Here is a 22887-nt window from a genome sequence, read left to right as displayed (position 1 = left end):
GACCGTACCGCCGGGCAGTGACGCCACCCAGCATTGGACAGAAGTCTGGAGGGAGGTCGCGGCACGTCACTACGTTCAGGTCATGACCCTCACCGCGAGCGCGAGCGCCCTCGACTCACTGTTGCCCCGGATCCGTTCCGTCTACCGCGACCTCCACGAGCACCCCGAGCTGTCCTTCGCCGAGCACCGCACGGCGGGTGTCGCGGCGGCGTGGATGCGCGAGCTCGGCATGACGGTCGTCGAGGGCGTCGGTGTGACCGGAGTGACCGGGCTGCTGCGCCGCGGCGACGGTCCGGTCGTGCTGCTGCGCGCCGACATGGACGGTCTGCCCGTGGCCGAGGCCACGGGGCTCGCGTATGCCTCGAGTGCCCGCGGTGTCGACCCCGAGGGTCGCGACGTCCCCGTCATGCACGCCTGCGGTCACGACGTGCACGTCACCTGCCTGCTCGGCGCACTGTCCGTCCTCGCGGCCGACAGCTCCTGGGCCGGCACGGTCGTCGCCGTGCTCCAGCCGGCCGAGGAGCTCGGGAAGGGCGCCCGCGCCATGGTCGAGGATGGACTCTACGACCGCGTGCCGCGCCCCGACGTCGTCCTCGGCCAGCACGTCGCGCCCATCCCGGCCGGTGTCATTGGGCTGCGTCCCGGTCCGGCCTTCGCGGCCACCGACAGCCTGAAGGTCACCCTCTACGGCTCGGGCGGCCACGGGTCCAGGCCCGAGGCCACCGTCGACCCCGTCGTCATGGCGGCGTCCACGGTGATGCGCCTGCAGACGATCGTCTCGCGCGAGGTCGCGGGCACCGACACCGCGGTGCTGACCGTCGGCTCCCTGCAGGCGGGGACGAAGTCCAACATCATCCCGGACGAGGCCGTGCTGCTCCTCAACCTGCGGACCTACGACCCCCGGGTGCGCGACCGGGTGCTCGGAGCCGTGACCCGCATCGTCGAGGGTGAGGCGGCCGCGGCCGGCGCACCTCGCCCGCCGGTCATCGAGACGTTCGAGCAGGCGCCCGCGGTCGTCAACGACGTGGCCGGCGCCGAACGCACCAAGCCGGCCCTGGAGGCCGTCGTCGGTGCGGGCCGGGTGCTCGACCCCGGGCCCGTCACGGGCAGTGAGGACGTCGGGGTGCTGGCGACCTCCGCCGGGGCGCCCTGTGTCTTCTGGTTGCTCGGTGGTGCAGACCCTGCGCTGTTCGCCGCGGCCGACGACCTCGAGGGGATCCTCGCGGTCATGGCCACGGTGCCGTCGAACCACTCACCCCTCTACGCACCCGTCATCGACCCGACCCTCGAGATCGGCGTCCGGGCGCTCGTCGGCGCGGCCGGGACTTGGCTGGGCAAGGCCTGACAGGCACCCCGTCGCAACACGCCACGGGCGACTTGCGCGGATCTTGCGGAAACCCTGCGAACAACTGGCGCTTTTCGGACAATTGACCCTGTCGTCATCCGCCGTCCCGGAAGTTCTCCCATGCGCCTCGCTCCCCGTCGTACCCGTACGGGCCGTGCCCGACTCCTCGTGTCGCTGCTCGCGGTCACCGGGGTCGTGGGCGCGGCCCTGGCTCTGGCCCCCGGTGCGGCCGCCGCGACGAGCCCGTCCGGGACGAGCGCCCGGGCGATGTGGGTGTGGGACACGAGCACCCCCGTGGCCACCGTCGACCTCGCCGTGGCCTCGGGCGTCGGCCAGCTCTTCGTCGCCGTCCCGCCCAACGTCACGACGTCGCCCCAGCTGGCCAACCTGCGCACGCTGTCCGAGCGGGCGCGAGCGGCTGGGATCCGGGTGGACGCGCTCGGGGGCGACCCCGGCTGGGTCGACAACCCGAGCTGGGTCGTCACCTACTGGCTCAAGCCCGCCCGCAGCACCGGCCTCTTCACCGGCATCCACACCGACGTCGAGCCCTACACGACCGCGGCGTGGACCACGAGCCAGTCGACGGTCGTCGCGAAGTACCTGTCACTGCTCGACAAGCTCCGGGCGAACGCCGGCACGTCGCCCATCGAGGCCGACATCCCCTTCTGGTTCAACGAGATCCCTGCCAAGACCGCCACTGGCGGTGCGTCGACGCTGGACCGCGAGATCATGCGTCGCACGGCGGGAGTGACCGTGATGGCCTACCGAAACACCGCTGCCGGCACGGACGGCACCGTCGACATCGCGACGGCCGCGCTCACCGCCGGCTCGGCCCTGGGCAAGCCGGTGCGCATCGGCCAGGAGACGACGTACCTCGGCGACACGGCCGCCGAGGTGAAGCAGACCTTCTTCGGCTGGACCCGCACGGCGATGGAGTCGCAGCTCGCGCAGGTCGAGACGGGGGCGTCGACCTACGCCTCGTACGCCGGGATCGCGATCCACAGCGCCGCCGGGTATGCCGCGATGGCTCCCTGAGAGGCTCCGTCACCGACTGCGGGGGAGGACCTCCCGCCACGCCGGGTCGTCCTCGGGCATCCATGCGGGAGCCCGCTCGGGGTCCTCGGCACCGGCGAGCCACGCGTGGTCGTCGGCCACTCCGAGGGCCACCTCGACGAGGCGGGTCGTCGCGGCAGCGACGTCGTCGGTGCGCCACGCGAGGGACCACGGGTAGTAGGGCTGGATCTCCTGCGGCCACGACATGCGCATCCCCACCTCGGCGTACTTCTCGGCATAGCTGAGGAACTCGAGGTAGCGCACGTCGACCGGGCCGCGCTGCACGTGGGCGACGCACAGGCTGAAGGCGCCGGGGGTGCCGAGCCACTGCATCTGCAGACCCAGCCGCTCCTCCAGGGCGGTGACGTACTGGCCGTGGGCGCTGTAGGTGCCGGAGTCGGGCGGGTCGGCGAAGACGTGCAAGGGGCGCTCGCGCAGCGAGGCGACCGGTGCCCCGGCGGGTCGGCCGTCGTGAAGGTCGCCCGCGTCGGTGCCCGACTCGATGAGCACGAGCGGCTCCAGCCGCAGCAGCCGGTGGCGCCACCCGCTCGGGTGGGCGAGCAGCATGCGCGGCGTGACCCGGAGGATCGCGACGTCGAGCCGCCCGTGCAGGAGGGCGTTGAGCTGCGTGATGCTGTCCATCGCGTGCTCTCGGAGAGGGATGTCCGGCTCGGCGCGGGTGAAGGCGTCGGCGACCATCCGGCTCGTCGAGAGCTCGAAGACGTGGGCGGTGCTGACACCGGGCTGGGCCGTGCGCTGGGTCATGCTCTCGGCCAGGTCGAGCAGGCGCCGGGCGTCCTGGAGGAACTGCTGCCCCCGGGCCGTCAAGGTGACGTGGCGGCTGTCGCGCACGAGGAGGGTCTCGCCGAGCTGGTCCTCGAGCTTGCGGATCTGCCGGGAGAGCGCCGGCTGGCTCACGTAGAGCTGGGCGGCGGCCCTGCCGAAGTGCAGCTCGTCGGCCACCGCGACGAAATAGCGCACCAGGCGCAGGTCCAGCTCCATCAGGTCTCCCCGCGGCGCGTCATTGGTCAGTCGGGGCCATCTCCCGCCTGGGCTCACCACGGTAGTGACCCGGCCCGCCGGGCGGAACTCCTCGCGGTTATCGATCGGTCCTCAAAGGGTCTTGGACGCGGGGTGCCGCAGGCGGCCAGCCTTGGGAGGTCGCCCATCGCGACGCCACGGTCCGCGTCCGTGCGGACCCGGAGAGAGGCAGCTCATGACCGCGCACCAGCGTCCCGTCGTCTTCATCCACGGCCTCTGGCTCCATGCCACGAGCTGGGACCCCTGGGTCGAGCTCTTCCGCGAGGCGGGCTACGCGCCCGTCGCCCCGGGCTGGCCTCGGGAGGCCGACACCGTCGAGGCGGCCCGGGAGCGGGCGGACGACGTCGCCGGACTCGGCATCGACGACGTGACGAACCACTACGCGGCGATCATCGAGGGCCTCCCGGAGGCGCCGGTCCTCGTCGGCCACTCCTTCGGAGGGCTCATCGCCGAGAAGCTGCTTGGGCAGGGCAAGGCCGCCGCGGCGGTCGCCATCGACCCCGCGCAGATCAAGGGCGTCCTGCCGTTGCCGCTCGCCCAGCTCCGCTCCGGACTGCCGGCGCTCGGCAACCCGGCGAACCGCAACCGGGCGGTCTCCTTGACCGCCAAGGAGTTCCGCTTCGGGTTCGGCAACGCGGTCAGCGAGGAGGAGTCGGACGCGCTCTTCGAGAGGTGGACCATCCCGTCGCCGGCCAGGCCCCTCTTCCAGGCGGCCGCAGCCAACTTCTCGCTGCACTCCGAGGCGGCGGTCGACACCGACAACAGCACCCGCGGTCCCCTGCTGCTCATCTCCGGGCTCGAGGACCACACCGTCCCGGACGTCGTGACCCGCTCGACCCTCAAGCAGTACCGCAGCTCGACCGCCCTGACGGAGCTGAAGCAGTTCGAGGGTCGGGGCCACTCGCTCACCATCGACGACGGCTGGAGCGAGGTCGCCAAGGCCGTGCTGGGCTGGCTCGACGAGCGCGGGCTCTGACCGTGGACCTCGGTCTGGCCGGGAAGGTCGCCATCGTCACCGGAGCGAGCAAGGGCATCGGGCTCGCCATCACCAGGGTGCTCGTCGACGAGGGGGTCGCGGTCGTCGCGAGTGCACGTGATGCCTCTGCCGAGCTCGACGCCTTGAGCCGTTCGGGCAGCGTCACCTTCGTGGCCGTCGACCTCGGCGACCCGGACGGCGCGGCGCACGTCGTCGACGCGGCCGCCGGACTGGGACGCCTCGACATCCTCGTCAACAACGTCGGAGCCGTGTCGCCTCGGCTGGATGGCTTCCTGGCGGTCACGGACGAGCAGTGGAGCACGTCGTACACCCTCAACCTCATGGCGGCCGTCCGCACCACGCGAGCGGCCCTGCCGTTGATGCTCGCTCGCGGTCGAGGGGTGATCGTCTCGACGTGCTCGGTCAACGCGACCCTGGCCGATCCGTCGGTCATCGACTACAGCGCAGCCAAGGCGGCTCTGCGCAGCTTCAGCAAGTCCCTGTCCAAGGAGCTCGGGCCTCAGGGCATCCGGGTCAACACCGTCAGCCCGGGTCCTGTCTCGACCGACCTGTGGCTCGGACGCGACGGCGTCGCGGCGGCCGTCGCGGCCCGGCAGGGGAGTGACCCGTCGGCTGTCGCCGCAGCGGCTGCCCGCGACTCGGTCACCGGTCGTTTCACCCACCCCGACGAGGTGGGCCGACTCGTCGCCTTCCTCGCCAGCGACGTCGCCGGCAACATCACCGGGACCGACGTCACGATCGACGGTGGGCTCATCCCCACCACCTGAGCGCGGCAGCGCCGGACCTACCCGATCACCACGCAGGCACGGCACGCCGTGTCTGCGTGGTGCGTCAAGCGGGCCAGGGCCCGCCGCTTCCCTGCGGGTGTGCCTCGCCCATTGGCGGCGAGAAGACCGACCACGTCCAGGGCACTTTGCTGGGGCCGCTCACGTGCAGGGATTCGTAGGTCTACCGGTCTACCGGATCTGCCGGTCAGCGCCGCCTCGCGACCGCACGAGCGGTACCGCCCGCGTACACGCTTCGAGCCGTCGCCGGAGCGTCACGTACTCGCCAGGTGCGCACTCGCGATGGATCGGCATACCTCCGTCGCCTGCCGGGCTGACGGGCTGAGGTGTCGACCGCTGAGGTGGGCCAGCAGGATCCGGCGGCTGGGCGCGTTCTCGAGCGGAACGGCGACCACGTCGGGGCGCAGAGCGCTCAAGGCCAGCTGGGGAGCGAGGGCGATCCCGATGCCGGCCGCGACCATGCCCTGGGTCTCCTGGTAGTCGTTCGCCGCGAACGCAACGCTGGGTTCGAATCCCGCGGCCCGGCAGACGCGGCGCAGGACGTCGGCAACCGGGTGCTCATCGCGGACGATCCAGTTCTCGTCATGGAGGGCCTCTGCGCGTACGGCGGGGGCGTGGGCGAGCTTGTGCTCGCGAGGCAGGAGCAGCAGCGTCGGGTCGTTCATCAGCGTGACGGTGGTCAGCTCCTCGTCCTTGATCCGCTGCCACGGGTAGTCCCACAGCAGCGTCAGCTCGATGTCGCGACGCTTCAGCCGGTCCACGAGGCCGGCGCGCCGGGCGCTGACGACGGTGACGGTCACCTCGGGGTGGCGGGCACGGAAGGCCAGCACGACGTCGGGCATGAGCGAGGCACCGACCGTGGGGAAGGTGCCCATGCGCAGCTGGCCGCGGCGCAGCCCCGCGAACTCGTCCATCTCGGCACGGGCCGCCTCGATGATCCGGTCGATGTCGTCGGCGTAGCGCAGCAGTGCCCGCCCGGCCTCGGTCAGCACGGCCCCGCGCGGATGCCGCTCGAGCAGTGCCACCCCCATCTCGTGCTCGAGCTTCGTCATCTGCTGGGACACGGCCGAGGTGGTGAAGGACAGCTCAGCCGCAGCCGCCGTGAGCGAACCGAGCCGGCTGACTTCGCGTAACAAGCGGAGCCGTCGGAGGTCGAGGTCGAGCATGCGTCGACTTTAGCAAAAGTCGATACTCCTCAACTTTTCTCTGATTGTGCTGAAGCCTCTGGATCGGGATCGTTGGCGGAGTGGGGCCGATGCGGGCCCCTCTGAGAGAGGAGGCGACCGTGCAGCTTCGCGGTCACTGGTATCGGGGCGGGACGAGCAAGTGCTGGCTCTTCGATGCCGACGACGTCGCCCGCCACGCGAGCACCCACGAGGAGATGCTCCAGCTGCTGGCCGATGCGTTCGGCGCTGCCGACGCGCGTCAGCTCGACGGGGTCGGCGGTGGCACCTCGACGACCTCGAAGGCCGCCATCGTCACCGCGACGCCGGACGGTCCGGCGGACCTCGAGTACCTCTTCGCGCAGGTGGGCATCGGTGACACCGCCGTGGAGCTTGGGTCCAACTGCGGCAACTGCGCCACGGCCATCGCCCTGTATGCCGTGCAGGCCGGCATCGTGCCCGCCGGGGAGATGGCCACCCGCGTCACGATGCGCAACCTCAACACCGGCGCGGTTCTCACCGGGACGATCGCGACGCCCCTCCGACGGGTCCCGACGTCCGGCCAGGCTCGGGTTCCGGGCAGCGCTGCCCCGGGCGTCCCGGTCCGCCTGTCGTTCCAGGCGCCGTGGGGGCAGTCGACCGGCCGCCTGCTCCCGACCGGCTCGGCTGCCGACCGGCTCACCGTCACGGCCGGAGGTCGGTCGCTGGCCGCCACGATGGTCGATGCCGGAGCACCGGCCGTCTTCGCCCGGGCGGATGACCTGGGAGTCGACCTGTCCTCGATGACGGACAGCCTGACGGAAGCACTTCCCCTGCTCCTCGAGGTGCGCGCAGCAGCGGGAGTGGCCATGGGGCTGCGACCCCCCGGGGCTCCTCCGCAGAACGCGATTCCCAAGGTCGGCCTCGTCGCGCCCGCAGGCACCTACACCGCCTCCGACGGAACCGTCCTCCCGGAGGACAGCCACGACCTGCGGGTGCGGATGCTCTCGATGCTGGCGCCGCATCCCGCTATCGGCCTGACCTCTGCCGTGGCGGTCTCTGTCGCCGCCGGCGTCACCGGTTCGGTCGTCGCAGACAGCCTCACCCGGCAGTCGACATCAGGCCCCGACCGTCGGCTGCGGATCGGCACGCCGGCAGGCGTGGTCACGACCGAGGTCGTCACCGACCCGGCCGGCAACGTCGTGGAAGTCGTCCTCGACCGCGCCGCCCGTCAGCTCGCCACCGCCCACATCGAGGTCGCTCGAACCGTGGCGTGAGCAACACCGCTTCAATGACCATGCCCTCTCATCAGAGCTGGGCCGACCCAGGAAGTTTTTTCAATGAAGATCAAAACCATCCTCGGGCACCTGTACGTGCAGGTCCTCATCGGTGTCGCGCTCGGAATCCTCGTCGGAGCCTTGTGGCCAGATCTGGGCGCCCACCTCAAGCCGCTGGGCGACGCGTTCGTCAAGCTGGTCAGGTTCATGATCGCCCCGATCGTCTTCGGCACCATCGTCAGCGGCATCACCTCGATGTCCGACGTCAAGCGCGTCGGCCCCACCCTCCTACGCTCGCTCGGCCTCTTCTACGCCCTCACGGCCCTGGCCCTCGCGCTCGGGCTCGCCGCGGTCCTGCTCCTGCACCCGGGCACCGGCATGCACGTCGACCCGGCCCACCTCGACGCGAGCGTCACGGCGAAGTACTCCACCGAGGCAAGCCACAACAGCGTCGCCGACTTCCTCCTCGGGCTCATCCCCACCACCTTCGTCGGCGCCTTCGCCGACGGGGCCATCCTGCCGGTGCTGCTCATCGCGACCCTGTGCGGCTTCGCCTTCACCAAGCTCGGGAGCGCCGGCCAGGTCGCCCTCGACGTGATCACCAGCTTCAACCGGGTGCTCTTCGTCGTCTTCGGCTACCTCATGAAGGTCGCTCCGATCGGTGCGTTCGGCGCCATGGCGTTCACCGTCGGCAAGTACGGGGCCCACTCCATCGGGAACCTCGGGATGCTCATCGTCGCGTTCTACGCAGCGTGCCTCGCCTTCGTCCTCGTCGGCCTGGGCACGGTCGCGAAGTTCACGGGCTTCAGCCTGCTGCAGGTGCTCAAGTACTTCCGTGACGAGATCCTCATCGTGCTGTCCACCTCGTCCAGCGAGCCGGTGCTTCCCCGCCTGCTCGCCAAGCTCGAGCGACTCGGCTGCGACCGTGGGGTGGTCGGGCTGGTCGTACCGACCGGCTACTCCTTCAACCTCACGGGCACGGCCGTCTACCTCACCCTGGCGTCCATGTTCATCGCCCAGGCCTGCGACATCCACCTGGGCTGGAGCCAGATCCTGCTGATGGTCGGCATGATGCTCCTGACCTCCAAGGGCGCTGCCGGCGTCACCGGCAGCGGGTTCGTGGCCCTCGTCGCCACCCTCACCGTCATGCCCAACGTGCCCGTCGCGGGAGTCGCCCTCATCGTCGGCATCGACCGCTTCATGAGCGAGGCCCGCGCCCTGACGAGCACCATCTGCAACATCGTCTGCTGCATCGCGGTGGCCCGGTGGCAGGGAGCCCTGGACACCCAGACCTTGCGGGCCGAGCTGTCCTCCGGGTTCGTCCCCTCGCCGGCCGAGCGGCGGGCGCTGGCGGCCGCCGTGCCCACCCACTGAGGCGCCCCAGCGGTGCGCTCGCACGCCCCCGTCCCGCGACACGTCGGTCGCGGGACGGGGGCGATGGCGTCCTTGCGTCCATGCCGGGCCACATGGCATACGAGGGCGGCAAGCCTCTCCGACAGAACGGTCGTCGACGACGCGCTGTCCGCGACGCTCGCCTGGCGCAGCCCGGGGCGGTATGCCGTGCGCTGCGAGTCCTCGCACGTGGGCGATGCGTCACACCTCGTCACCGACGACAGTCCCACTGGTGGCCCAGCTTGCACTCACCTGTCATGACGCTTGACAGGTGCCGAACCTGTGCCGTCCCATCGAAGGACGAGATGGAGGTTGGCGATGTACGGATACGTGCTCCACTTCCCGGCGCCCATCGACGCCTACCTGGCCATGCACAAGGCGGTCCTCGACACCTTGTCCGAGGACGGTGGAGGCGACGGGCTGCTGGTGCACTTCGCCTATCCGACGGAGCAGGGCTTCGACCTGACCGAGGTGTGGGAGTCGAAGGGTCAGCTGGATGCCTTCAACCGCGACGTGTTCCCGAAGGCCATGTCACGGGCCGGCCTGACCATGGACGGCCCTCAACCCGCGCCGGTCGAGTTCGAGCCAGCCGCGGTCATGACACCACGCGCCTTCAACTCCGAAGCTGCTGACTGACACGCCCGGCCAGCGCGGTGGGCTGCGGTGGATGCGAGCGGTGCTCACCAGGGGCGCGACTGCCTCGGCAACGCGGGGATCCGCGTGAGATAGCGTCGCGGGAATGACGCTCAACTACATTCGACGGGGACGCGGCAGGCCGCTGTTGCTCGTGCACGGTCTGGGCGCGGGATGGCGGTCGTGGGCCGCGATCATCGAGCAACTTGCGGAGCGCCGGGAGGTCATCGCTGTCGACCTGCCGGGATTCGGTGATACCCCTTCGTTGACGGGCGAGGTCTCGATCGCGTCCCTGACCTACTCCGTCGCGGACTTCATCCGTGAACAGGGTTTGGACGGGGTCGCGACTGCCGGGCAGTCGATGGGTGGACGGATCGTGCTCGAGCTCGCCCGGCGGGGAGTCGGCGGCGACACCGTGGCGCTGGACCCGGGCGGTTTCTGGAGCGACCGCGAGCTCGCCGTGTTCGGCGCCACGCTGCGGCCTTCGATCACTCTGGTCCGAGCGCTGCGCGGCATGTTGCCCTCGCTGCTCGGCACGCCCGCGGGGCGGACGTTGCTGCTGGCACAGTTGTCGGCGCGACCATGGGCGCTCTCGCGTGAGACCTGCCTGCCGGACGTGGTCGGCCTGGCCGAAGCCCCGTCGACTGGCGCCGCGATGGACGCTCTGACCAAGGGGCCCAAGCAACAAGGCGCCCCCGTGGGCACCGTGCCTGGCCGGGTCACCATCGGGTGGGGGCGGCGTGACCGGGTGACACTGCCGAAACAGGCCGCACGTGCCACGGAGCTGTTTCCCGACGCCGAGCTGCACTGGTTCGAGCGGTGTGGCCACTTTCCGCAGTGGGACGCACCGAACGAGGCGATCCGACTGATCTTGGAGAACACCGACTGAGGTTCGCGCCTCCACCCGGTCGACAACAGCACTCGTCTCGTGCGGAAGGGCTGGGGCGGCATCAGGCTGCGATCGCGGCGACGTTCGCGAGAACCCATGACCCGAATCTCGGGTGCGCCGACTGGCGGCGGGTAGCCACCCCTCCGGCGACCCCTTGCTTGCTCGAGTGGAACGCAGCGGGACCGTGCGTTCGAGTGGCGGCAAGGCGGAAGCTGCGGCGGTGCCGCGTCAGGCGGACCTCCCCGGCGAAGCTGAACCCGTTCCCAGAGGCGGACCGTGTCCCGTCAGGGGCGGTGCCCCCACAGGCGACCGCCGCATCGACGGCGTGTGCGCGGGTATCGTCGGGCGATGAGCCAAGGACATCATTCTGAGGACCACATTCAGACGCGTGCTGAGCTCTTGCCGGAGGAACAGGCGGCAGGCAGCGATGACCCCGAGATGCAGGCCCGCGCGATACTCGCCGAGTCAGAGGAGCGCACCGAGAACCCGGAGCGCACTCGGGACGAGTCCACCCAGACGCCGGACGAGGCCTGACCGCCCGGGCTAGGTGACTCAGAGGGCCATTGTCCCGTTCCGGGTTTAGTGGAGGCTCGGAACTGACGCGACGACGGTAGCCGCCACGGGATTCTGCCGGTAGTGCTGGTCTTCGAACTCGACGGGCGGGACGAGCCCGATCTCGCCGTGGAGGCGTCGGTGGTTGAACCAGTCGATGTACTCCGCGACGGCGATCTCGAGGTCATCGATCGAGCGCCACGGACCTCGGTTGCGGATCAGTTCGGCCTTGAACAGCGAGTTGAACGCCTCGGCCAGGGCGTTGTCGTACGAGTCACCGGTGGACCCGACCGAGGCGACCGCACCGGCGTCGGCCAGGCGCTGGGTGTAGCGGACGGCGACGTATTGAACTCCCTTGTCGGAGTGATGAATCAGGCCGGTCGTGTCCTGGCCGGCGCGGGCACGGTCCCACAACCCCATCTCGAGGGCGTCCAGCGCCAGGTCGGTGCGCAGGTTCTTCGACAGCTGCCAGCCGACGACCCGGCGGGAGTAGACGTCGATGACGAACGCGGCGTACACCCACCCGGCGAAGGTGCGGCAGTAGGTGATGTCCGCGACCCACAGCTGGTCCGGTGCCGTCGCGGTGAACGCCCGCTGCACCAGGTCCGGGCGGGTGTCCGGTCCGCTGCCCGGGATCGTGGTGCGTGGCCCCTTCGCCCGGCTGACGCCGTGCAGCCCAACGGATCTCATCAACCGGTGCGTCGTGCAGCGAGCCACCGGATGGCCCTGTCGGCGTAGCTCCGCATGAACCTTCCGGATGCCGTACACGCCGTAGTTCTCGGCGTGGATCGTCACGATCTTGGCCAGCGTCGCGGCGTCACTCACCGATCGTGCCGACGGGGCGCGCTTCTTGGCCGCGTAGTACGTGCTCGGGGCGATCTGCATGCCGGCCCCCGACAGGACCGTGCAGATCGGCTCGACCCCGAACCGGTCGCGGTGCTCGTCGATGTACTCGACGAGCACCGCAGTCGGCACAGCGGTGCCTACTTCAGCTTGCGGTCGAGCTCCGCCGCCGCGAAAAACGCGGACGCCGTCCGCAGGATCTCGTTCGCCCGGCGCAGCTCCTTGACCTCCCGCTCGAGCTCGGCGATCCGCTTCGCCTCCGCGCTCGTCACCCCGGGGCGGTGGCCCTCGTCGACCTCGGCCTGCTGGACCCAGTTGCGCAACGTGTCGGGGTTGATCCCGAGCTGGTCGCCGACCCGCTTCACCGCGCCCGCCTTGGTGTCTGGGTCACGCCGCAGATCGACGGCCATCCTGATCGCTCGCTCCCGAAGCTCCTCCGGGTACTTCCTCGGTGCTGCCATGACTCTCATCCTTCCGTGGAATGAGAGCCTCCATCAGACCCGGAACGGGACAATGTCCCAGACGTCATAGGGCCGCGGCGAGGAGCTGGCGCGGTCAGCTGTCACCTTTGGATCATCCCACCGACGGCTCCCCGGCCCGCGCTCAGACACCCAGACACCCCACGGGGGTCACGCCCTGCAGCCGGTCAGTCTCACTCTCGGAGCGCCGGGGCGTTGAACCCTCCGTTAGGCATGAAAGGGACCACGCGGCGGTGTGACTCACGGTGGACACCGACCAGCCGGGTCGCATGGCCACCTCTGGGTGCAGTGGCGTTCACGGGAGGTCAGGCTCCGGGTTGTCGCTGATGAACCGCTGGCCGGCTTCGTCGTCGACCAGCCCCTCGTCCACCAGCCACTGGACCGCCCGGACTCGGGCCCTGGCATCACGCATCGCCTGCCAGGCCGAGATCAGCTCGGGGTGGTGGCCGTACACCTCGTTCTTGAACCGCCGGAACGCTCCCTTCCCCTGCAACGACGCGCTCAGGCGTCGTCCAGCGGCCCTGTCGCTGATGCCCTCGGCGAAGTCGACCATGTCCTGATACCAGACGTAGGACGGGAGAGGATCGACGGCGATGAGGTCCAGCTGGTCGACCTCGACGGGGTTCTCACCGTCGATGCCGGTGTCGCTGGTCCAGAACACGACCTCGCCCGTGAGCGGATCGATCAGCCAGCGATGGTCATAACCCACCTGGTCCGCCAGTGCGGCAGCGATCTCCTCGACGTCGATGCTGTCCAGGTCGAGCACCCACTCAGCGTAGAACTCGCGTGGGGCGCGTCGGCCCGTGAGGCCCCGCAGCCAACTGCGCCGAACTCGCGGCGGTTAAACGCGCGTCGGCTGAGTGCGAGCGATGCGGCTCGCATGAAACGTTCACCGGATCAGATGCAATGCGCTCGTGGGTTCCTGCTCGGAAAGGATGCTCCGATTGGGGCCATGGTCGAGCGCTTGTCCCGAACCGCTTTCGCGAGCCTTGGGAAGGCGTCTGGGCCTGGGCCGTTGCTGGAACTTCGACAGCTGGCCGCGCGACGGCAGGCTGGCGCTTTCACTGTGGATATGCAATTGCAGCCCGCACGGCACCACGAACGTGCTCTTACTTGAGCGGGCCTGGGACGTCGCCCGAAACTTCCATCTCTCGAGACGATAGGAGCAGACTGGTGGGGGTGAACGGTCTGGAGATGACCACGGCCGAGCGAACCGACCTTGCCGACTTCCTGGCGGACCTTGAGCCCGAGCAGTGGCAGGTGAACTCGTTGTGTGAGGGCTGGCGGGTACGGGATGTGGTCGCGCACGTCATGAGCTTCGACGACCTCAGTCTGCTGGGCATGCTCCGCCGTGCCGTAGAGGCCCGGTTCACTGACATCAACCAGGTGGGTGTGGACCAACTCGCATCGCTGGATACCGCACAGCTCCTCGACAGGCTGAGGGCTCGTCTGCGGCCCACGGGGCTGGCCACGACCTTCCGGGGCAGGCTCGCCCTGCTCGATGTCACGATCCACCACCAAGACATCCGTCGCCCGCTTGGCAAGCCACGCCAGATCCCGGCTGAGCGGCTGCGCTGTGTGCTGCACGATGCCCTGCTGAGCCCCGAGTTGCCGGGACGACGCCTTGCCCGAGGTGTACGGCTCAAGCCCACTGACCTCGACTGGAGCCATGGTTCCGGACCAGAGGTCGCCGGACCGGCCGAAGCCGTCCTGATGGCCATCACCGGTCGGGCGAGTGCCCTCGGGGAGTTGCACGGTCCCGGAGTAGCAGTGGTCGCCGGACGACTCGCTCGCTGAGTCCACCAGGAATGACGACTTCCGCCGGCTCCCGCCGGCTGTGCTGAGGACGTCACACACGCCTCGGTCGCGGACCGACAGGCGGCGGTAAGACTCAACTAGGTACCTGGAGAAGGTGGCGGTCACTGGCGCCACGAGGTGCGCGTTGGCACTCTGGAAGTCGGTCGAGCACCGGACCGCCACTCACTGACCTGGCAGAGGGGACACCATGCAGGAACTGCTCGTCGACTTCATCGCCTCACTCGGCGGCTACGGGGCCGCCGAGGGCTGGCCCGGCTGGTGGGGGCTGGAAGGGCCCGAGTACCTCGCTTGGCTGCAGCAGCAGTCGGACGACTCCATCGTGCTCATGGGTGCGACCACCTACCGGCTCATGTCTGAGCTGGCCAGCGGGGGTGAGCCCGGGACGGAGGTCCTCGCGGGACGGCCGAAGGTCGTCTTCTCGACCACCTTGATCGAGCCGCTGGCCTGGCCGAGCACGGAGCTGGTTTCCCGCGACCCGGTGGCGGCTGTTCGTGAGATGAAGGCCTCGGGCAACCGGCCGTTGACGACCTTGGGCAGCCTGACCCTCTGCCGTGCTCTGCTCAAGGCTGGCCTGGTGGATCGTTTTCGCGTGGGCATCTTCCCCGTCATCACGGGCAGCACCGGGACGGACTGGATCTACGACGGCTACCCCGACGTGGCCCTCGACCTGGTCGAGAGTCGCACCTTCGATGGTCGCATCCAGCTCCTCGAGTACATCCCGAAGGTGCTGTCCGGGCCGCCTGGAACCACCAAACCGACCGCCATCGCGTAAATGACCGCGCCGCGCGTCGCCGCGGGATACCGAGAACGTCCGCGCACGGCACAGTTGAGAGACGCCCGTCTCGCGGCGGGGTGACGCGTCTCTGCGGGCGAGACGGTCCGGTTCCGCGTCGCCCGGTGAGCGACCCGATGCGTGGTTCGCCCCGATCTGCTGCCGTGCTTGTCAGGCAGGGCGAGGGCCGCGCCGCCCCGACAGTCCGCGTGGACAGGGGACCCGGCCGCTACTACTTTCGGAGGATCGTCGGAGGGGAGTTCATCCCTTTCGAGCCGATCGAGAGGGATGAGCTCATGTCTCGTCACGTGCTGACCCACCGCCCGTCCATCCCCTGCCAGGAGGCCTGAGATGTCTGGCACCGGTCCGGAGCTGAAGAAGGCGCTCAACCAGCGCCAGCTGACGATGATCGCGATGGGCGGTGTGATCGGCGCCGGCCTGTTCGTCGGCTCGGGCACCGTCATCAAGGCCACCGGGCCTGGCGCCTTCCTGACCTACGCGCTCTGCGGCGTGCTCATCATCATGGTGATGCGGATGCTCGCCGAGATGGCGGTGGCCAACCCGTCGACGGGCTCGTTCGCCGACTACTCCCGCAAGGCGCTCGGCGACTGGGCGGGCTTCTCGGTCGGCTGGCTCTACTGGTACTTCTGGGTGATCGTCGTCGGCTTCGAGGCGGTGGCGGGGGCCAAGGTCCTCAACTTCTGGCTGCCCGGCGTGCCCACGTGGGCGCTCAGCCTCGTGCTCATGCTCCTCATGACCGGCACCAACCTCATCTCGGTGTCGTCCTTCGGCGAGTTCGAGTTCTGGTTCGCCGGCATCAAGGTCGGGGCGATCATCGTCTTCCTCGTCTGCGGCGGCCTCTTCGTCTTCGGCATCTGGCCCAACGCGAAGCTCGACTTCAGCAACCTCACCGCCCACGGCGGGTTCTTCCCGAACGGCGGACTCGCCGTCACCGCAGGCGTGGTCACGGTCATCTTCTCCATGGTCGGCGCCGAGATCGCGACGATCGCGGCCGCCGAGTCGAACGACCCCGAGCGTGCGGTGAGCAAGGCCGCCAACTCCGTCATCACGCGCATCGCGATCTTCTTCGTCGGCTCGATCTTCCTGCTCGCGGTCATCCTGCCGTGGAACTCCTCGACGCTCGAGGCCTCTCCCTACGTCGCGGCGTTCCAGAAGATGGGCATCCCGTACGCCGACCACGTCATGAACGCCGTCGTGCTGACGGCCGTGCTGTCGTGCCTCAACTCCGGCCTCTACACGGCCTCGCGCATGCTCTTCGTCCTCGCCGCCAGGCGCGAGGCGCCGGCGTCGATGGTGTCGGTCAACTCGCGCGGCGTGCCGATGGTCGCGATCCTCTCGTCGTCGGTCGTCGGCTTCCTCGCCGTCATCATGGCGGCGGTCTCTCCCGACACGGTCTTCTCGTTCCTGCTCAACTCCTCCGGCGCCGTCATCCTCTTCGTCTACCTGCTCATCGCGATCTCGCAGATCATCCTGCGCCGCCGTGCCGACCCGGCGACGCTCAAGGTGAAGATGTGGCTCTTCCCGACGCTGTCGGTCATCACGACGCTCGGCATCGTGCTCGTGCTCATCCAGATGGGCCTGACCGCCGACGTCCGCATCCAGCTCGTGCTGAGTCTCGTCTCGTTCGGCATCGTGCTGGTCCTCTTCTTCATCAACAGGGCCCGCATCGCGCGCCTGCCTGCCCGCGTCGCCCCCGAGCTCACCGGCGAGGCCCGTCGGGTGCTCGTCCTCGCCAACCAGACCCTCGAGTCCGACGAGCTCGTCTCCGAGCTGCAGCGCATCGACGCCCAAGGGGCGGCCACCTACTACGTGTGCGTGCCGGCGAGTCCCGTCGAGACCGGCACCGCCGCGACCCACGGCGCCGTCTCCGTGAAGGACGCGACGACCGAGGCCGCGCAGCGCCGGCTCGAGCGCGCGCTCGAGACCCTGACCGCGCACCAGCTCGACGCCACCGGCGCCGTCGGCGACCAACGGCCGCTCCGGGCCCTCCGTGCCGCCGTGCAGGAGTTCGACCCCGACCAGATCGTCATCGTGACGCTCCCTGCGGCAGAGTCGATCTGGCAGAGGTTCGAGGTGGTCGACCGTGCGGCGGAGCTCGGCCTCCCGGTGACGCACGTCGAGGCGGCCTCGCTCGTCGGCGCGGTGTGAGCCATGTCGATCGTCGTCGCCTACACGGAGGGTGACAGCGGCACCTCCGCCCTCGAGCTCGCCAGCGTCCTGTCCCGCTCGACCGGTGACCCCCTGGTCGTCGCCGTCGTCATCACGACCCCGCACGCCGCCGGCGCGCCCGAGTTCGTCGACGGCGACTACCTCGCCCCCCTGACGGAGTGGGCCGAGCGGGTGCTCGACGCCGCCCGGGAGCGTATGCCGGCCGGTGTCGCCGCGTCGTTCGAGGTCGTCCGCGCGTCGTCCATCCCGGGCGGTCTGCTCGAGCTCGCCTCTCGCACCACGGCCTCCGCACTCGTCATCGGATCCTCCAGCAAGGGTCCGCTCGGACGCATCTCGCTCGGCAGCGTCACCGACCGGCTCGTGCACTCAGCACCGCTGCCCGTGCTGCTCGCCCCGCTCGGCTACCGCGCCGGTCCGTCGGCGCGCATCCGCCGGGTCAGCATCGGCTACGGCGGGTCGAAGGAGGGCGGTCACGTCGCCGTCGCCGGGGCCAGGCTGGCCGAGGCGCTCGGCGCAGCCGTCCGCGTCGTCACCTTCGCGGTGCGGCCGCCCAGACGTTTCTTCGGCGGGGTCGAGGAGTCCGCCGACGAGCTCGTCATCGACCGGTGGGTCACCCGGATGAAGGACGCGATCACCAGGCAGGTCAAGGAGATCGACGCCGGGCGGCTCGGTGAGCGGCTGGCCCGGTCGCTCGTCGTCGGCGACGGCGTCTCGTGGGCCCACGCGATCTGGGACGTCGAGTGGGCCGACGGCGACCTGCTCGTCGTCGGACCGAGCTCGTCGGCCCCGGCCGCCCGGATCTTCCTCGGGTCGCGTGCGTCGAAGATCGTCCGGTCGGCACCCGTGCCGGTCTACCTCGAGCCGGCGCCGCGTCGTCACTGACCTGCGTCGGCCCGGACCGCGGCCCTCGCAGCCAGACGCTTCGCGAGGTGCGGCGCGGTGGCGCCTCGGTCGGTCTCGGCCACCTGCTCGGGCGTGCCCGCCGCGACGACTCGGCCGCCCTCGTCGCCGCCACCGGGCCCGAGGTCGATGACCCAGTCGGCACTGGCGATCGTGTCGAGGTGGTGCTCGACGAGCACGACGGTGTTGCCGGCGTCGACGAGGGCGTGCAGCTGCCGCAGCAGCAGCGCGACGTCGGCGGCGTGCAGTCCCGAGGTCGGCTCGTCGAGCAGGTAGAGCGCGTGGCCCCGCCTGGCCCGCTGCAGCTCGGTCGCGAGCTTGATCCGTTGCGCCTCGCCGCCGCTCAGTTCGGTCGCCGGCTGGCCGAGGCGCAGGTAGCCGAGGCCGACCTCGCGCAGCGTGAGCAGGCTGCGCGCGGCGGCGGCCACGTCGGCGAGGAAGTCGGCCGCCTCGTCGACGGTGAGACCGAGCACGTCGGCGATGCTCTTGCCGTCGTAGGTGATCTCGAGCGTCTCGGCGTTGTAGCGCGCGCCGTGGCACGTGGGGCACGGCGAGTACGTGCCCGGGAGGAAGAGCAGCTCGACCGACACGAACCCCTCACCCTGGCAGGTCTCGCAGCGGCCCTCGGCGACGTTGAAGGAGAAGCGGCCCGGCCCGTAACCGCGCTCACGCGCCTCGGGCGTGGCGGCATACAACCTTCGCACCGCGTCGAAGAGGCCGGTGTAGGTCGCGAGGTTGGAGCGCGGCGTGCGGCCGATCGGGCGCTGGTCGACCCGCACGAGCCGGTCGAACGACTCGAGCCCGGTCGCGTCGTCGACGTCTATCTCGAGCTCGCTCTCCTCGGCGTCCTCGGGGGCCTGGCCGAGGTGGCGGCGCACGAGCTCGGCGAGCACCTGCGTCACGAGCGTCGACTTGCCCGACCCCGAGACGCCGGTGACGGCGGTGAGGACGCAGAGCGGCACGTCGACCGAGAGCCCGTCGAGGTTGTGCCGGCTCACGCCGCGCAGGTGCAGCCACCCCTGCGGCGAGCGACCGTGCGGCTGCATCACGTCGGCGCGGCCGAAGAGGTGCGCGCCCGTGACTGACTCGGTGACGTGCTCGAGCCCCTCGACCGGGCCGGAGTAGAGCACCTGACCGCCCTGCTCGCCGGCACCCGGGCCGATGTCGACGACCCAGTCGGCGCGGCGCACGATGTCAAGGTCGTGCTCGACGACGAAGAGCGAGTTGCCCGAGCGCTTGAGGGCGTCGAGCACGTCGAGGAGTGGCTCGGCGTCGGCCGGGTGCAGGCCCGCCGACGGTTCGTCGAGCACGTAGACGACGCCGAAGAGCCCGGAGCGCAGCTGCGTCGCGATGCGCAGGCGCTGCGCCTCGCCGGGGGAGAGGGTCGTCGACCGGCGGCCCAGCGAGAGGTAGCCGAGGCCGAGGTCGAGCAGCACCGCGATGCGCTCCACGAGGTCGGCGCTGAGGCGCACGGCCACCTCGGTCGCCTCGCCCGAGGTGGCGGACGACGTCGCCGCCCCGGCCTCGGTGAGCTCGGCGACCGGCCGCAGGTGCGCCGAGAGGTCCGTGAACGACAGCGCGTTCGCCTCGGCGATGCTCAGCCCGCGGAAGGTCACGGTGAGTGCGTCCGCGCGCAGGCCCGTGCCGCCGCAGGCCGGGCACCGCACGCTGCGGACGAAGCGGAGCGCCTTGTCGCGCATCATCTGGCTCTTGGTGTCGGCCAGCGTGTGCCGGATGTGCTTGCGGGCGCTCCAGAAGGTGCCGAAGTAGTCACGGCCCGTCGAGTCGTCGGGCTCGCCCTTGCGGTCGATGAGCACTCGCGGCTGCTCGTCGGTGTAGAGCAGCCAGTCGCGGTCCTTCTTCGGCAGGTCGCGCCACGGTACGTCGATGTCGATGCCGACCGTCCGGGTGACCCGCACGAGGTTCTTGCCCTGCCAGGCACCCGGCCACGCTGCGATGGCTCCCTCGCGGACCGTGAGCGACGGGTCGGGCACGAGCAGGTCCTCCGCGACGTCGTGCGCCTCGCCCAGGCCGTGGCACTCGGGGCAGGCGCCGGCTGCGGTGTTGGGGGAGAAGGCCTCCGCCTCGAGTCTCTGCATGCCGTCGGGGTAGCGGCCGGCGCGGGAGTAGAGCATCCGCAGCAGGTTCGACAGCGTCGTCAGGGTGCCGACGGTCGAGCGAGAGCTCGGGGCGCCGCGGCGCTGCTGCAGGGCCACCGCGGGCGGCAGCCCGGTGAGCTCCTGGACGTGCGGCGCACCGACCTGCTGGAGCAGGCGGCGCGCATACGGCGCCACCGACTCGAAGTAGCGGCGCTGCGCCTCGGCGTAGAGCGTCCCGAACGCGAGGGACGACTTGCCCGAGCCGGAGACGCCGGTGAACGCGACCATCGCATCTCGCGGGAGGTCGACGTCCACGGTCTTGAGGTTGTGCTCCGCGGCGCCGCGGACGTGGACGAAGTGGTCGGTCGGCTCGCTCTGCACCTGACCTGTCTAGTCGCTCCCGGGCCCGAGAGCACCATCGGGGTGCCTCCGGCCCGACGAGCGTCGTCACCTCGCGTATGCCGTCCCCGACCTCGAGGACTCGGCTGCGCTGGTCTTCGCCGGTCCCCGGCTCAGGCCACGACGACGGCGTCCGGGGTCGTCGTGGTCAGTCGCATCCGCACCGGCACCTCGTCGCCCACCCTCGGCGGAGCGACACCGGCGGGCAGCACCAGCAGGCTGCACTGCATGTGGGGCGGCTCGGCGAAGCGCGGCATGACGCCCGAGACGGTGAACGGGGACCGCACCCGGTGGGCGGCCTCGAGGACGCCCTCGGTGACGGCGATGGCCCGCGACCGCGCGGTCGCGGCCGACGACGGGCTCTCCATCGCGACGCCGTGCGACGTGCCCCCGCTGACGACGACGATGTGGCCCGCCGCGACGGCCCGCTGCCGGTAGCCGACCCGGGTGCCCTTGGCCACGGGTCGCACGTCGAGCACGTGGGCACGCACCTCGTAGGAGCCCTTGTCGGCGTACCAGAGGTCGGTCCCGATGCGTGGGCGGAACTCGTGCTCGGGGAATCGCGCTGCGAGAGTGGACAGCTCGGCCGCGGACACGTGCGAGACGTACCACGTGAGCTCACCGGGGACGGCGGCGATGAAGCGTGAGATCTCCTCGACGTGGCCGGTCCCGAGCGGCAGGTGCAGCGTCACGCCGACGGCGTCCGCGGCTCCCGCCAGGGCGGCGACGTCGTTGACGGGAGTCCCGTAGCGGTTCATCGACGTGAGCCCCTCGACGACGACGCGTGCGTCGGAGAGCACGGCGCGCAGGCTCGCGAGGTCGGACTCGGTCGTCACGGTGTGCACGACGTGCCGGTTCGCCAGGTCGGGCAGGTCGGCGTGGACGGCTGCTCGGTAGGGCTCCATGACGAGCACGTCACCGCCGAAGGCCTCCAACGCAGAAGGCAGCTCGACATACGTGCCGATGGCGACCATCGGCACGCCCAAGCGTGCGGACTCGGCACAGAGCAGGTCACGACCGAAGCCGTAGCCGTTGCCCTTGATGACGGGGACGATGCCCGGGTGGTCGGCGACGAACCGGTCGTGACCGGCGCGCCAGCGCTCACCGTCGACGTGCAGGACGAAGGACACGATCGATCACCGCCGCTTCATGTAGAGGTCGAAAGCCTTGTAGAGCAAGCGGTTCAGCGGCAGGTCCCATTCGCCGGCGAGTCGCACGGCCTCGCCGCCGGTGCCGACCTTGAACCGGATCAGGCCGATGTGGGGGTTGGTCTCGTCGACGGTGTTGGTGATGCCGCGCAGGTCGTAGACGCTCGCGCCCGCAGCGAGCGAGTCCTGCATCATCCGCCACTGGATGGCCGTCGACCCCTGCAGCTCGCGCTTGGCCGCGGTCGACGCGCCGTAGGAGTACCAGGCGTGCTCGCCGACGCGGATGAAGACCGTCGCCGCGAGGACGTCGCCCTCGTGCTCGGCGAGGTAGACGCGGATCCGCTCGGGGTCCTCGGCCGACAGCGCGGCATACATCTGCTGGAAGTAGGCGAGGCCCCGCGGCGTGAAGCGGTCCCGCTCGGCGGTCTCGACGTAGGTGCGGTGGAAGGCCGGCAGGTCCGATACGTCGCCGACGCGGACCGTGACGCCGTTCTTGACGGTCTTCTTGATGTTGCGCCGCCACAGCTGGTTCATGCCGGCGAGCACGTCGGCCTCGGTGCGGCCCGCGAGCGGCACCTGGAAGACGTACTCCGGCTGCCCGGCGGCGAAGCCGTCGTCCGGGCTGAGGTGCTTGAACCCCAGCCGCTGCAGCTGCGCCACGACGGCCGTCCCCACCGGCTCGACGACGTCGGGCGTCGCCTCGTCGTAGCGGCGCACGGCGGGGTCGGCGATGGCGGCCTTGATCGTCGCGGTGCGCCAGCGGTGCGTGGCCACGGGCGGCCCGATCCGCAGCGCGAACGCGCCCTTCGACCTCAGGTGGTCACGCAGGGCGCGGAGGAGCTCGACGAGCCGCGGCGAGGACCAGTCGATGCACGGCCCCTCGGGCACGTAGGCGAGCGACCGCTTGATCCTCGGCAGCGACCGGTGCAGCACGAGCGCGGCGCCGACCATCTGCTCGCCCTCGAACCAGCCGACCGACTCGGCGCGCCACTCCTTCTTGACGTCGGCCCAGGCCGGTGTCTGCAGGAAGCTCGCCGACGGCTGGGTGCGCAGCCACGCGAGGTGCTCGGCGGCACTGATGTCACGGACGGAGATGGGCGAGTTCACGCTGGCTCACGCTACCGGAGCGTGAC

Annotated in this window: 20 protein-coding genes and 1 other annotated feature; of the genes, 13 read left to right on the top strand and 7 right to left on the bottom strand. The window is 70.4% G+C overall.

The window, feature by feature from the left end; translation table 11 throughout:
• Positions 1–82: 82 nt before the first annotated feature.
• Positions 83–1345 (top strand): amidohydrolase, encoded by a 1263-nt coding sequence (locus ABD297_RS06730; RefSeq protein ID WP_344254069.1) that lies wholly within the window; start codon positions 83–85, stop codon positions 1343–1345.
• Between the two features lie 120 nt (positions 1346–1465).
• Entirely contained in the window at positions 1466–2380 is a 915-nt protein-coding gene (locus tag ABD297_RS06725; RefSeq protein WP_344254068.1) for a hypothetical protein, read from the top strand.
• 9 nt (positions 2381–2389) lie between these two features.
• Here ABD297_RS06725 and ABD297_RS06720 read toward each other — a convergent pair whose 3' ends face one another.
• Positions 2390–3400 (bottom strand): LysR family transcriptional regulator, encoded by a 1011-nt coding sequence (locus tag ABD297_RS06720; RefSeq protein WP_344254067.1) that lies wholly within the window; start codon positions 3398–3400, stop codon positions 2390–2392.
• 214 nt (positions 3401–3614) lie between these two features.
• Here ABD297_RS06720 and ABD297_RS06715 point away from each other — a divergent pair, with 214 nt between their 5' ends.
• Positions 3615–4415 carry an alpha/beta hydrolase gene (locus ABD297_RS06715; RefSeq protein WP_344254066.1) on the top strand — a complete coding sequence of 267 codons (801 nt, stop codon included), beginning with the start codon at positions 3615–3617 and terminating at the stop codon, positions 4413–4415.
• 2 nt (positions 4416–4417) lie between these two features.
• The gene (locus tag ABD297_RS06710) at positions 4418–5203 is read left to right on the top strand and encodes an oxidoreductase (RefSeq protein WP_344254064.1); all 786 of its coding nucleotides are present in this window, start codon (positions 4418–4420) and stop codon (positions 5201–5203) included.
• A gap of 272 nt (positions 5204–5475) precedes the next feature.
• Here the strand turns inward: ABD297_RS06710 and ABD297_RS06705 are convergent, their stop codons facing one another.
• On the bottom strand, positions 5476–6387 hold the full coding sequence (locus ABD297_RS06705) for a LysR family transcriptional regulator (protein ID WP_344254063.1): 912 nt from the start codon (positions 6385–6387) through the stop codon (positions 5476–5478).
• A 119-nt stretch (positions 6388–6506) separates the two neighbouring features.
• Here ABD297_RS06705 and ABD297_RS06700 point away from each other — a divergent pair, with 119 nt between their 5' ends.
• The 5 genes from ABD297_RS06700 to ABD297_RS06680 all read left to right on the top strand — a co-directional run bounded on the left by ABD297_RS06700 (position 6507) and on the right by ABD297_RS06680 (position 11088).
• Positions 6507–7640, top strand: coding sequence for a PrpF domain-containing protein (locus tag ABD297_RS06700; RefSeq protein WP_344254061.1), 1134 nt, complete (start codon positions 6507–6509; stop codon positions 7638–7640).
• Between the two features lie 63 nt (positions 7641–7703).
• Positions 7704–9014 (top strand): C4-dicarboxylate transporter DctA, encoded by a 1311-nt coding sequence (gene dctA, locus ABD297_RS06695; RefSeq protein ID WP_344254060.1) that lies wholly within the window; start codon positions 7704–7706, stop codon positions 9012–9014.
• 336 nt (positions 9015–9350) lie between these two features.
• Positions 9351–9668, top strand: a complete 318-nt coding sequence (locus ABD297_RS06690) for a hypothetical protein (protein ID WP_344254059.1) — start codon at positions 9351–9353, stop codon at positions 9666–9668.
• A 103-nt stretch (positions 9669–9771) separates the two neighbouring features.
• On the top strand, positions 9772–10554 hold the full coding sequence (locus ABD297_RS06685; protein WP_344254058.1) for an alpha/beta fold hydrolase: 783 nt from the start codon (positions 9772–9774) through the stop codon (positions 10552–10554).
• 348 nt (positions 10555–10902) lie between these two features.
• Entirely contained in the window at positions 10903–11088 is a 186-nt protein-coding gene (locus ABD297_RS06680; RefSeq protein ID WP_344254057.1) for a hypothetical protein, read from the top strand.
• A 45-nt stretch (positions 11089–11133) separates the two neighbouring features.
• Here the strand turns inward: ABD297_RS06680 and ABD297_RS06675 are convergent.
• Positions 11134–12410 (bottom strand): IS3 family transposase gene (locus tag ABD297_RS06675; protein ID WP_344254056.1). Its coding sequence is split into 2 segments (ribosomal slippage): positions 11134–12122 and positions 12122–12410, totalling 1278 coding nucleotides; the frame shifts between segments, so codons are not numbered across the junction.
• Positions 11977–12132: a sequence feature (AL1L pseudoknot), on the bottom strand. Its footprint overlaps the gene before it by 156 nt.
• Before the next feature lie 313 nt (positions 12411–12723).
• Positions 12724–13194, bottom strand: a complete 471-nt coding sequence (locus ABD297_RS06670) for a UPF0158 family protein (protein WP_344254055.1) — start codon at positions 13192–13194, stop codon at positions 12724–12726.
• A gap of 413 nt (positions 13195–13607) precedes the next feature.
• Here ABD297_RS06670 and ABD297_RS06665 point away from each other — a divergent pair, with 413 nt between their 5' ends.
• The 4 genes from ABD297_RS06665 (at position 13608) to ABD297_RS06650 (ending at position 18090) form a co-directional block, all read left to right on the top strand.
• On the top strand, positions 13608–14225 hold the full coding sequence (locus ABD297_RS06665) for a maleylpyruvate isomerase family mycothiol-dependent enzyme (RefSeq protein WP_344254054.1): 618 nt from the start codon (positions 13608–13610) through the stop codon (positions 14223–14225).
• A gap of 208 nt (positions 14226–14433) precedes the next feature.
• Positions 14434–15018: a dihydrofolate reductase family protein gene (locus tag ABD297_RS06660; protein ID WP_344254053.1), complete on the top strand. Its 585-nt coding sequence runs from the start codon at positions 14434–14436 to the stop codon at positions 15016–15018.
• A gap of 351 nt (positions 15019–15369) precedes the next feature.
• Positions 15370–17187 (top strand): amino acid permease, encoded by a 1818-nt coding sequence (locus ABD297_RS06655; RefSeq protein ID WP_344254052.1) that lies wholly within the window; start codon positions 15370–15372, stop codon positions 17185–17187.
• A 3-nt stretch (positions 17188–17190) separates the two neighbouring features.
• Positions 17191–18090, top strand: coding sequence for a universal stress protein (locus tag ABD297_RS06650; protein ID WP_344254051.1), 900 nt, complete (start codon positions 17191–17193; stop codon positions 18088–18090).
• Here ABD297_RS06650 and uvrA read toward each other — a convergent pair.
• From uvrA to ABD297_RS06635, 3 genes are all read right to left on the bottom strand, one after another.
• Positions 18084–20588 (bottom strand): excinuclease ABC subunit UvrA, encoded by a 2505-nt coding sequence (uvrA, locus tag ABD297_RS06645; RefSeq protein WP_344254050.1) that lies wholly within the window; start codon positions 20586–20588, stop codon positions 18084–18086. The two genes, ABD297_RS06650 and uvrA, sit on opposite strands and share 7 nt — an antisense overlap.
• 131 nt (positions 20589–20719) lie before the next feature.
• The gene (locus ABD297_RS06640; RefSeq protein WP_344254049.1) at positions 20720–21736 is read right to left on the bottom strand and encodes an alanine racemase; all 1017 of its coding nucleotides are present in this window, start codon (positions 21734–21736) and stop codon (positions 20720–20722) included.
• A 6-nt stretch (positions 21737–21742) separates the two neighbouring features.
• Positions 21743–22861: a lipid II:glycine glycyltransferase FemX gene (locus ABD297_RS06635; RefSeq protein WP_344254048.1), complete on the bottom strand. Its 1119-nt coding sequence runs from the start codon at positions 22859–22861 to the stop codon at positions 21743–21745.
• Positions 22862–22887 lie beyond the last annotated feature (26 nt).

This window comes from Terrabacter carboxydivorans, assembly GCF_039532035.1.
Lineage (GTDB): Bacteria > Actinomycetota > Actinomycetes > Actinomycetales > Dermatophilaceae > Terrabacter > Terrabacter carboxydivorans.
The sequence above is the reverse complement of the archived record's forward strand: the minus strand, read 5'-3'. Positions and strand labels throughout refer to the sequence as shown.